The sequence below is a fragment of the Streptomyces sp. ActVer genome (genome assembly GCF_027270795.1).
GTDB classification, from domain to species: domain Bacteria; phylum Actinomycetota; class Actinomycetes; order Streptomycetales; family Streptomycetaceae; genus Streptomyces; species Streptomyces umbrinus_A.
The window spans coordinates 1-10,918 of record NZ_JAPWHT010000353.1 but is presented as its reverse complement, the minus strand read 5'-3'; the positions used below and the strand labels follow the sequence as shown (position 1 = coordinate 10,918).

Annotated in this window: 11 protein-coding genes; 10 read left to right on the top strand and 1 reads right to left on the bottom strand. The window is 68.6% G+C overall.

Annotation, left to right across the window (positions count from 1 at the left end; genetic code table 11):
* The 6 genes from O3Q52_RS38915 to O3Q52_RS38890 form a co-directional block, all read left to right on the top strand.
* On the top strand, window positions 1–906 hold a 906-nt coding region (locus tag O3Q52_RS38915; RefSeq protein WP_269653304.1), incomplete at its 5' end, for a Mu transposase C-terminal domain-containing protein.
* On the top strand, window positions 903–1,988 hold the full coding sequence (locus O3Q52_RS38910; protein WP_269653303.1) for an ATP-binding protein: 1,086 nt from the start codon (window positions 903–905) through the stop codon (window positions 1,986–1,988). The genes O3Q52_RS38915 and O3Q52_RS38910, both read left to right, overlap by 4 nt.
* On the top strand, window positions 1,988–3,241 hold the full coding sequence (locus O3Q52_RS38905; protein WP_269653302.1) for a TniQ family protein: 1,254 nt from the start codon (window positions 1,988–1,990) through the stop codon (window positions 3,239–3,241). Before O3Q52_RS38910 ends, O3Q52_RS38905 begins: the two co-directional genes overlap by 1 nt.
* A gap of 185 nt (window positions 3,242–3,426) precedes the next feature.
* Entirely contained in the window at window positions 3,427–4,320 is an 894-nt protein-coding gene (locus O3Q52_RS38900; RefSeq protein ID WP_269653301.1) for a hypothetical protein, read from the top strand.
* 79 nt (window positions 4,321–4,399) lie between these two features.
* A complete protein-coding gene (locus O3Q52_RS38895) occupies window positions 4,400–4,912 on the top strand; it encodes a hypothetical protein (RefSeq protein ID WP_269653300.1) in 513 nt (170 codons plus the stop codon).
* 469 nt (window positions 4,913–5,381) lie between these two features.
* On the top strand, window positions 5,382–6,326 hold the full coding sequence (locus tag O3Q52_RS38890; RefSeq protein WP_269653299.1) for a hypothetical protein: 945 nt from the start codon (window positions 5,382–5,384) through the stop codon (window positions 6,324–6,326).
* Here O3Q52_RS38890 and O3Q52_RS38885 read toward each other — a convergent pair.
* On the bottom strand, window positions 6,265–7,188 hold the full coding sequence (locus O3Q52_RS38885; protein ID WP_269653298.1) for a rhomboid-like protein: 924 nt from the start codon (window positions 7,186–7,188) through the stop codon (window positions 6,265–6,267). The two genes, O3Q52_RS38890 and O3Q52_RS38885, sit on opposite strands and share 62 nt — an antisense overlap.
* Window positions 7,189–7,366: 178 nt before the next feature.
* On the opposite strand from O3Q52_RS38885, the gene O3Q52_RS38880 reads away from it, so the two are divergent.
* From O3Q52_RS38880 to O3Q52_RS38865, 4 genes are all read left to right on the top strand, one after another.
* Complete coding sequence (locus O3Q52_RS38880; RefSeq protein ID WP_269653297.1) at window positions 7,367–8,080, top strand: spermidine synthase; 714 nt, start codon at window positions 7,367–7,369, stop codon at window positions 8,078–8,080.
* A gap of 112 nt (window positions 8,081–8,192) precedes the next feature.
* Window positions 8,193–8,930, top strand: coding sequence for a response regulator transcription factor (locus O3Q52_RS38875; protein WP_055617694.1), 738 nt, complete (start codon window positions 8,193–8,195; stop codon window positions 8,928–8,930).
* 332 nt (window positions 8,931–9,262) lie between these two features.
* Window positions 9,263–10,357 (top strand): HAMP domain-containing sensor histidine kinase, encoded by a 1,095-nt coding sequence (locus O3Q52_RS38870; protein ID WP_269653296.1) that lies wholly within the window; start codon window positions 9,263–9,265, stop codon window positions 10,355–10,357.
* 296 nt (window positions 10,358–10,653) lie between these two features.
* Window positions 10,654–10,918, top strand: a 265-nt coding sequence (locus O3Q52_RS38865; protein WP_269653295.1) for a hypothetical protein, incomplete at its 3' end; no start/stop codon positions are given.

The window sequence follows — 10,918 nt, the reverse complement described above, 5'->3', positions numbered from 1 at the left end:
AGGGATGGAACGGGTGCGTCACCCTCACAACTCCGGGCTGACCGGACTGATCGGGTGCAGTGGACGACTCGTGACAAGGGAATCGTGGAGGCCACATTTTCTGCGATCAACACGCTGTTCTGCCAGCACGTCGCCGGCTACACCGGATCCAACGTCTCGCGCCGCGGCGAACGGGTCGAGGACCAAGCCGTCTGGACCATCCCCGAACTCCAGGATCTTCTCGACGAATGGCTGCTGGCCGGGTGGCAGGCCAGGCCGCATGACAGTCTGCGCGACCCGTTCCGGCCGAAGAAGGCAGTGTCCCCGAACGACAAGTACGCCTCGCTGGTGGCAGCCTGCGGCTATCTGCCGCTGGTACTGCGGAGCGAGGACTACCTGGAGCTGCTGCCGGTGGCCTGGCGGGCCGTCAACGACTACGGCATCCGGATCAACTACCGCACCTACGACAGCGCCGAGTTGGGGCCGCATCGGCGCCAGCACTCCGGGCACGCCGCCAAGCGCGGGCTCTGGGAAGTGCACTACGACCCCTACGACCTGTCGCAGGTGTTCGTACGAACCCAGCAAGGCTGGATCACCATCCCCTGGGTCCATCTTCCGCTGGTGAACGCGCCGTTCGCGGACTTCACCTGGCAGCACGCTCGCCGTCTGGCCATTGAGGCCGGCCTGGACGACACCAACGAAGCGGTCGTCGCCCGCGTCCTGGACGAGTTGCTGTCCCGCGCCGAGCACGGGCCGGACACGAAATCGGCCAAGGTGGTGGGCCGCACCCGTGTCGCGGCCGCCCTCCCCGCGCCCGCCACAGGGCCCGAGACCGCGCCCGAACCGGCTCCCGAGGCCCAGCCGTCCGCAGCAGTGATGCCCTTCGGGGTTTTCGACGCCCACGCTGAAGCTGAAAGGTGGCTATGAGCAAGCCCTCCCCCTCACGCACCCCGGACATGGACACGGCTGCGCAGGCTCCGCCGGACAGCCCGCTTACCACCAAGGAGGGATGGCGTCACTTCGTCGAGCACGAACCCGCCCCGCCCCGGCTGCAGACGGCCGCGGAACGGGCAGCGCTGAGCGGGCGGGAACGGATACGCGATGACGAACAGCGCCGGGAGTATCACGCCGATCTCCCTATGGTGAACACCCCGACCATCCGCAAGGTCATCGCCACTTCCCGGCTGCTGATCCAGCTCAACCGCAACCAGATCTCCGCCCGCCGCGGTGTGATCCTGTCCGGCGCCTCTGGCACCGGGAAGACCACCGCCCTGACCCAGCTGGGTCGGGCCCACGAACTGGCCATCCGCAAGCGGCACTTCCGCGACCGCAACCGGCTCCCGGTCCTCTACGCGACCGTCCCGCCCGCGGCTACTCCGAAGATGCTCGCGATGGAGTTCGCCCGCTTCTTCGGCCTGACCTTCCCCTCCGGGGCCAACGTCACCGACATCGTCGACGCGGTCTGCGTGACCGCCGCGCATGTCCATGTCGACCTCGTCCTCGTCGACGAGTTGCACAACCTCAACCTGGCGACCAGGTCCGGGGCCGAAGCCTCCGACCAGCTGAAGTACTTCGCCGAACGGCTACCCGCCACCTTCGCTTACGCGGGCATCGACATCGAGTCCCAGGGCCTGTTCGCCGGCACCCGCGGACGGCAGATCGCCGGACGCTTCGTCGTCATCCCTGCCGCCCCGTTCTCGCACGCCACCGCCGAGGACAAGGAAACCTGGCGGGCCCTGGTCGACACCCTGGAATCCATGCTCCGGCTGCACAACCACACCCCGGGCACACTCACCGAGCTGAGCGAGTACATCTTCCACCGCACCGGCGGCATGATCGGCAGCCTGTCCCAGCTCATCCGCGGCGCCGCCGTGCTGGCCATCGAGGACGAGAGCGAGCAGATCACCGAGGACCTCCTCGCGCTCGTCCCGATCGACTTCGCCGCCGAGCAGTCCGAGAAGCTCACTGCACCGGCCAAGCCCTCCTCCCGGCGGAGGCGGGCACCCTGATGCTCCTGCGTCGTCTGCCCGATCCCGTCCCGCCTGCCCGGCACGAGATCGCCGCCTCCTACATCAGCCGCCTGGCCACCCTCCACGGCCTCGACATCAGTCACCTCTGGGTCCAGGTGACCCAGCGCGAGAAGTCCGGCGGCATGCGCCGCATCGTCATCCCCGAGCGGCTCGCCGCCCTCACCGGCCGCAGCGTCCACGAACTCGCCGGGGCCATGCCCGAACTCCGCGCCCCGCAACCGGACTGGGCCATGTTCCGCCACACCCCGCAGGCCGGCTGTCACCGCTGCGACGCCAGGCACCCCGGCGGGAGAGTCACACGGCTCCTGCCGCACCACCGTTACGTCTGTCTGCGGCACCGCACTTGGATCGGTCCGCCCGACGCCGACAAGCCCGCGGCCGACCTGAGCGAACTCCCCGCCGTCATCAAGGCCCAACACCGGCACCTTCGTCTCCGGCGCCGCCGTGGCTGGGCCAGAACCTTCGACGCGGTGCTGACCGCGTTCAGCTTCTGCGGCCACATCTGGGACGCCGTCCTGGTTCCCGAAACCCCCCGCCACGTCTGGCACACCTGGGACGCACGCGCACGGGTCCTCATACCGGACGACGACGATTCGACGGCCTTCCGCGCATACAGCACGTCCAAACTGTTCGCCGCGGTCTATCCCGAGGCCGTCGACCTCGCCGTCATCATCGCCTCGCCCTATTGGCGTCGTCTCGCGGACGGAACCACGCTGGACCGTCTCCGCTTCTTCCAGGAGATCAGCCGCCGCGTCACGTACCCATACAAGGACGACCCCGTGTTCGGGGATGCCATAGCGCACTGGAGCAACACAGACTCCTGGCGACCGCCGTCCAGGCCAATGAACACGTACTCCCCGGCTCGGATGAAAGGCGTCATCCCACCCCTCCACCGAGCCCAGGCTCGACGGCACGAGAAGAGCGCGCACTGGTTCGGCATCAACCGCAAGGCCGGTTCCACCCTCCTCCGTCACAACCACATCAGGCCCATCATCACCCGTGAGTGGCGGCCGGACTATGAACGGATCGAGGGCGCCATCTGGCACAGCAAGCGAATCGGCGCGGACTTCCAAGCCGAAACGGCACGGGAGAGAGCCGCCCTGGGCGATTTCCTCCTCTCAGAACGCTCCGCGCAGGAACAGGACCGAACCTCTGAGCGGGCGCCGTCTGCCACGCTGGCCGCCGGAAACGCAAGGGTGTCCGGGTACCAGTCTGACGAGACCGGTAACTGAGTCTTTTCCGACCTCAGTTGAGGTGGAGGGCGCGGCAGCGATCGGATTAGGGATGCGTGGTGACTGAAAACAACTGCTGTCTCTTGGTAAGCCTTTGAATCCTGATCATGTACTGCTCAAGGTCTCCCCTTGTGCCGTGCCGGACTCCCCCAGTGCGGCACAGACCTATAAGGGGGAAGACCGGAGTGAACCGAGTCAAGACCACTGTGGCTGCCGTCGCGGCCACAGTCATGCTCGGCGCCTTCGCCATTCCGGCAGCCGCCACGACCAGCGGCGAAGCCGAGGCGGCCGCATCCAACCCGGCGTACAAGATCCTCAAGCACCTCGACTACTCCGGCCCGGGGAAGGCTTCTCTGCGGGTCGGCTACTACAACCGCGCAGAGGACAAGGGCTTCGGCTGGAACAAGGTCAAGAAGAAGCACAACATTACGAAGTACGCCGCGGTCGAGTACATCGCGAAGTCCCCGAACCGCGATCGCGTCGGGAATACGACGACATATCACATGACGGGCTATGCGGGAAAGTACAACTGCAACAACGGGACGTGCCGCCTCGTCAAGCAGTACAAGATGATCCTCTCGGTCAACCAGAAGGTGCAGCGTGACGGCCAGGACAAGGGCGTCATCACGATGTACTGCAAGGGCGTCGTGCGGTGCCCGAACTGGGTCAGTAAGGCCCTGGCGAAGGAGAACGGACGCTCACTCGCCGCCGAGGACAGCGTCGTCGCGGAGGAAGAGAACGACGTCGTCATCGCGGAGGAAGACGCTCCTGACAACAGCGACGCCCCCGCGGACGAGGTAGTAGACGAGGGTGATGCCGACGACGAGAACACGCCCGTGGACGGGAATGCTCCCGCGGAGGAGGGCGATACTTCAGACGGCAGCGAGACGTACGTGAGCTCCTATGAGCCCCTGGCGGCCTCCGCGTCCACCGCGACGCTGCAAGCCGCACGAGCGGTACCGACGGCCACCGGCAGCGAGAAGCTGGCCGCGGGCTACAGTCCCCTCAAGCAGACGGTCCCCGCGGCTGTCACCGAGGACCGGTACCGCTACGTCGGGTCCTACACCAAACTGCGGTAAGCCTCTACTCCCGCTCGGCCGCCCCGCCGCATCGGCCGGGGCGGCCGACTACTGCCCTGGAAGGGGACTTGTGGCCGCTTTGGACAGCGAATTCCTCACCCATGCATCGGAAGTCGCCTTCGAGCTCGGACTCGACCGCTTCCGCGTCACCGGACTCACCCTCCACTCACGGCAGATCACATTCACCGAGATCGACGGCGCATCAGAGCCACCCGTGTACTCCGAGGGCGAACCGCCCGAGACAGGGCGTGAAGGGCGCCGCAAGTACGACTGGCAGCCCGCTGCCGGTGCGCCGTCCTGGATGAACATGGCGTGGCTGTTGGAGGACTTGGCTGCCTGGGTCGGGCAGATGGCCGAGGACCGCATCGCCTTGATCGGCCTCGAAGCACCGGAGTCGGACTGGTGCGACGTGCTGGTCCTTGACGGAGACAGCCGCTATCGAGTCCGGATCGCGCTGGCGAACCGACGCGATCTGCTGGACTTCCCCGGGATGTACCTGCGGGAAATGTTCACCGAGGGCCGTTACCGCACCTACCTCGCACCCGATCTCGCACAGGACCAGCCGGTAGTCGACCTACGCAACGTTCTCTGAACCAGCCGACTCAGTTCCCGTCCTGCCTGCTGCCCGCACGGGCGTCACGAGCACCGCATACTGAGGTCGGGAAGGGCCCACTGCTCCCGAGCAGCCGAAACAGAGCGAACTCGGTCAGCTCTTCAGCCGCCGACAGAAACACTGACCACTCCCGCACGGGGCTCGGGCCAATGCCATTCTGCCGGACCCGGGTAGTCCGCAGGTGATGAACAGAATCGGCACAGTCGCCACCCCAGCCAGGGCGGACGCCGCCAACGAACGAAATCCGACTGCCTCCACGAGAGCGCCCGTCTGGCTTTCACCGAAGATGCAAAGTACATCTGCGCGGCTTCGCGGGTAGACGACCACAACAACCTTGCACACCACGGGCCACGGCTTCAGCGGCTCGCAAGGATCGATCGCACAGGACAGGTGAACCCCGGCGAACGTCTCGCCCGGCCGGTGCGTCACAGGTGCAGCGTCGGATTCCTTGTCCGTTCCAGTCGTCCGCCTCGGGGGCATCATGCGGACCGCACAACTGCGTCGGTTGCTCGTCGGCCTGAGCCTGTTCGCCACCGCGGCCGTCGGAGTCACCTCCTGCGGAGACAAGTACGGCGATGCCGGTACGCACGACCCGGCCCGTACCGCGGAACGCGCGCGTCAGGTCTCCGACGCCTGGGAGGGCTCGGCGGCGGCGCGGGGGTGGCGTGAGGGCTACTTCCCGCTCGGGGACCCGGTCCGGCTGCCCGAGGGGGCCTTCCACAGCGACGCCGACAAGCAGGCGTACCAGCGTCAGAACTTCGAGATCCGCGGCTCCCTCCCCGGCGCCCCGGCGAAGAAGGGGGAGGTCACTTGGCGCAGCGGCGGCTCGCTGGCCGTTCCTGTCGTCTCCGCGCGTGCGGCGTACGAGCAGATCGGCGGGGGTTCCGGTCCGGCCGGTCCCGGGCCCCGGCTCACCGTGACCGGTGCGCGGCTCGGGGAGATGGCGATCCACACCAGCCGGGGATCGGCGGCGGTCCCCGCCTGGCACTTCACGATCAAGGGCTACGACACGCCGCTCAAGCGCGCCGCGGTCGTCGCCTCGAAGCTTCCGAAGCCCCCGGTCAAGCCCGTACCGGACCTGACGGATGACCTGTGGGAGCTCGCCGGACTGGACACGGTGTCGCGGGACGGCCGGACCGTCGTGCTGCGCGCCCACCACGGGTCCTGTGACGACGGCCCCGGCGTCGACGTGCTGGAGAGCGGGGACAACGTGGTGTTCTCCGCCTGGATCCGCGACCCCTCCGACGGTCCCTGCACAACGGAGCTGCGCGCGAGGAAGGTGACGGTGGAGCTGGACCGGCCGGTCGGCGACCGCATGCTCCTCGACGCGTTCACGGGCAGGCCCGTGCCGTACGAGGGGTCTCCCGGGTACCGGTCGTCGTCCTGGAGCTGACCCGTCGCAGCAGCGGCCAGGTGGCCACCCCGATGGCCAGTGCCATCGTGTGCCCCCAGTTCGTCATCGGATCCGTGAACGCGATCAGGTCGCCGATGACCATCCAGCCGAACACCACGAGCACGGTCCAGCGCAGCCAGGGCCCCAGCAGCCCGGCCAGCGCCCCGACGCTCGTGGCGACACCGAAGCTGATGCCGTAGTCGTAGCGGTGGAGCGAGCTCTCGGGGAGATGCCCGGCGAGGACGGAGAGGCCGACGGGTATCTCGGTGGCCAGCGTCGCCAGGCCGTGTCCCAGCAGGAAGACGCCCGCCGTACGCCACCCGCCGATCCGCCGCTCCAACGCGGTGAGCACCAGCAGAAAGGCGATCACGTACGCCGACGTGAGGCCGCCCGCGACCCACAGCGCGCTGGCGACCAGCACACGCACCGGCGACTGCGCCAGATGGGCCACATCGGTACTGGACGCCTGGAGCACCCGGTCCACCAGGTCCGGGTCCGCGTACTCGGCGATGAGAGAGGTCACCGCGAGGACGACCGCGTACCCGAAGGTGAAGGGGGTCCCGGTGGGTGTGGGGAACAGCCGCCAGGGCCGGACGCCGCGAAGGCGGGCGGGCAGGGGCCGGGCGCTCCCGGTGGTGGCGGGCGCGTTCTCCGCAGCCGCGGGCGCGCTCTCGGTGGAGGCGACGGCGACGTGCACCCGCTCGACGGCGAGAGGCCGCTGACGCGGGATGCCGTCGAGCCCGGCGGCGGGAGCGGCTGCGGGAGCGAGGGCCGGATCGGCGGTGGAATCGGTGGAGGCAGGGGGGACGGAGGGGGCAGCGGGGTTCGTCGTCTCCGCGCCGCTCGTCACAGGCCTTTTCACCTTGGAGGCTCCTTCCGTCACCCCCACACTCAGCTTCGCACGGCCGGGCTGTCTGTGACGGGGACCACGGAAGGGCCGATTCACAGCCGTCTCTCATGGTCGGGCGCGGCCCCGACGCAATTCGGCAGCCCGGCGGAATTCAGCTGCTCGTACTGGGGGAACTTGCCAGGATGGCCGCATGACCACCTCGCACGACACCTCCTACGACGCTTCCTCTGACGCTTCCTACGGCGCTCCTGAAGTCATCGACCGTCGCGAGGGGCCGTACGGCGAGGTCGTGCTCCGCCGCCACGGCGGGCTGCTGCAGATCATCGCCAACGGCTGTTTCCTCATGGACACCTCCGACGGACGCTCGGAGAGACGGCTGGTCGAGGCCGCGCTCGGCGCGCTGGACGGCCGGCCGGGGCCCGACGTCCTGATCGGCGGCCTGGGCGTCGGCTTCTCGCTCGCACACGCGGCCGCCGAGCCGCGCTGGGGCCGGATCGCCGTCGTCGAACGGGAACGGGCGATCGTCGACTGGCACCAGGACGGTCCGCTCGCCGGGCTGTCGGCGCGGGCGCTCGCGGATCCGCGCACGGAGATCATCGAGGCGGATCTCGTCGCATACGTCAATGAGACGTCCGACACGTACGACGCGCTGTGCCTCGACATCGACAACGGACCCGAGTGGACCGTCACAGAGGGCAACGAAAACCTCTACTCGGCGGCCGGACTCGCCGCGTGCGCAAGGGTGTTGAGGCCCGGTGGGGTACTGGCCGTGTGGTCCGCCCAACCCTCGCCTGATTTCGCAAGAACCTTGGGGAATGCCGGGTTCCGACAGGTGCGTACCGAAGAGATCCCGGTTGCCCGGGGCGTTCCGGACGTCGTGCATCTCGCGGTCGGGCCTGGATAGCCGAGCGGCGGTCACTGCCCGTACCCTGCTGACCTGACGCCGATCATTCAAGCGTCAAGCGCAGTCATGGAATCACCCCACTGGTTCCGGAAAGCACACTCAGGGGCGGGCGATGGAGCAGACACACACCTCCCAGAACGGCACGGCGGCCACGCCGGGCGCTCAGCGCCGCGTGTTGGTGATCGAGGACGACCCCACGATCGTGGACGCCATCGCCGCCCGCCTGCGTGCCGAGGGATTCCTCGTGCAAACGGCGGGTGACGGGCCGGCCGCCGTGGACACGGCCGAGGCATGGCAGCCCGACCTGCTGATCCTCGACATCATGCTGCCGGGCTTCGACGGCCTGGAGGTCTGCCGCCGGGTACAGGCGGCGCGTCCGGTGCCGGTACTGATGCTCACCGCGCGCGACGACGAGACGGACATGCTGGTCGGGCTCGGCGTGGGCGCCGACGACTACATGACGAAGCCGTTCTCGATGCGCGAGCTGGCCGCGCGCGTGCACGTACTGCTACGACGCGTGGAGCGCGCCGCGCTGGCCGCGTCGACGCCGCGGTCGGGCATCCTGCGGCTCGGCGAGCTGGAGATCGACCACGCGCAGCGCAGGGTCCGGGTGCGCTCCGAGGACGTGCATCTCACGCCCACGGAGTTCGACCTGCTGGTCTGCCTCGCGAACACGCCGCGCGCGGTGCTCTCGCGCGAGCAGCTGCTGGCCGAGGTGTGGGACTGGGCCGACGCGTCCGGCACCCGCACCGTGGACAGCCACATCAAGGCGCTGCGCCGGAAGATCGGCGCCGAGCGCATCCGTACGGTTCATGGCGTGGGCTACGCGCTGGAGACCCCGACGCCCTAGAGTCGGGCACCCTGGTTGAGGGGGCGGAAGTGATGAGCGGTATCGGTGCGTGGCGCAGGAGCGTGCTGGCGGGTGCGGGTTCCCGTTCGCTTTTCGGCAGGCGCTCGGGGGCGAGGTCGCACACCGGCCCGGACGCGGGACCGCTCGCCGACTCGGGTACGGGTGCGTTCGTCGGCCCCGGTTCGGATTCACCGCCCGGTACCGGTACCGGTACGGGCTCGGTGTCCGGACTGAGTCCGGCGCCCGATTCGAGTGCGGCGTCCGGATCGGCATCGGTTTCCGGAACGGCCCCCGCTTCCGCGACGACGTCGGCCGCCGGTACCGCTTCCGCGGTGGGATCGGCCACGGGCTCCTGGGGCGAGGTGCGGCCCTTCTCGATCAAGACGAAGCTCGGCGCTCTGGTCGTCGTCTCGGTCTTCATCACCACCGGTCTGCTCATGATCGCGGTGCGCACCGAGACGGAGCTGCGCTTCATCACGGTCTTCTCGGTGATCGCGACCCTGCTGATCACCCAGTTCGTGGCGCACTCGCTGACGTCTCCGCTGGACGAGATGAACACCGTGGCGCGGGGCATCTCACACGGCGACTACACCCGCCGGGTCAGGGGCGCCGACCGCCGCGACGAGCTGGGCGACCTGGCCCAGACGATCAACCGTATGGCCGACGACCTGGAGGCCCAGGAGCGCCAGCGCAAGGAACTCGTGGCGAACGTCTCCCACGAGCTGCGCACCCCCATCGCCGGCCTGCGCGCGGTCCTGGAGAACGTGGTGGACGGCGTGTCCGCCGCCGACCCCGAGACGATGCGTACGGCCCTGAAGCAGACGGAGCGGCTGGGGCGGCTCGTGGAGACGCTTCTCGACCTCTCCCGCCTGGACAACGGCGTCGTACCGCTGCGCAAGCGGCGCTTCGAGGTGTGGCCGTACCTGTCCGGCGTGCTGAAGGAGGCCAACATGGTGGCCTCGGCGCGCGCGGGCATCGCTTCCGGCTCCGGCAGTCACACGCGTACGGACGTCCATCTGCACCTGGACGTCTCGCCGCCCGAGCTGACCGCGCACGCGGATCCGGAGCGGATACACCAGGTCGTCGCCAACCTCATCGACAACGCGGTCAAGCACAGCCCGCCGCACGGCCGCGTCACGGTGAAGGCCCGGCGCGGCGAGGGACACGAGTCGCTGGACCTGGAGATCCTGGACGAGGGTCCGGGCATCCCGCGCTCGGAGTGGCACCGCGTCTTCGAGCGGTTCAACCGCGGCGGCGTCGTCGCCCCGCACGGTCCCGGCAGCGACGGCGGTACGGGCCTCGGGCTCGCGATCGCCCGCTGGGCGGTGGATCTGCACGGCGGCCGGATCGGGGTGGCCGAATCCCCGCGTGGCTGCCGGATCGAGGTCACTCTTCCGGGCGTGCCTTCGCTTGACAGATTGACGTAGGGTTCAAATCCAGAGCCCAAGATCCATGAGTGAATCGTGTGATCGGGCAGCAGGACACGTGTCATCGCGCGGTCCTCGTACGGAGGCTCGGCCTTTCGGGGTCGCAGTCCTGACCCGACGTGTCGGTTCCGCATCGGAACCTCGCTTGTTTCCCGCCATTTCCACCACCGAAACACGCTTTTCGATGTGACTTACGCGACGATGACCAGGCCCGGCCTGACCTACGCGGTCCGGGAGGCGTAGCCTTTATTCCCGCTGTCCATCACCTTGTGAAGCGGAAGAGGGCGGTTGCCGCCGTGTCGCCACAGTCCCCCAGTAACTCGAGCACCTCGACAGAGGACCAAGCCGGGAAGAAGAACCCCGCTGCTGCGTTCGGTCCCAATGAGTGGCTCGTCGACGAGATCTATCAGCAGTACCTCCAGGACCCGAATTCGGTAGACCGAGCCTGGTGGGACTTCTTCGCCGACTACAAGCCGGGCGGCGTCGCCGCCTCGGCCCCGTCGGGTACCGCGGCCGCGGGGGCCGCGGGGACCACCACGGTCGCTCCGGCCGCCCCTGCGG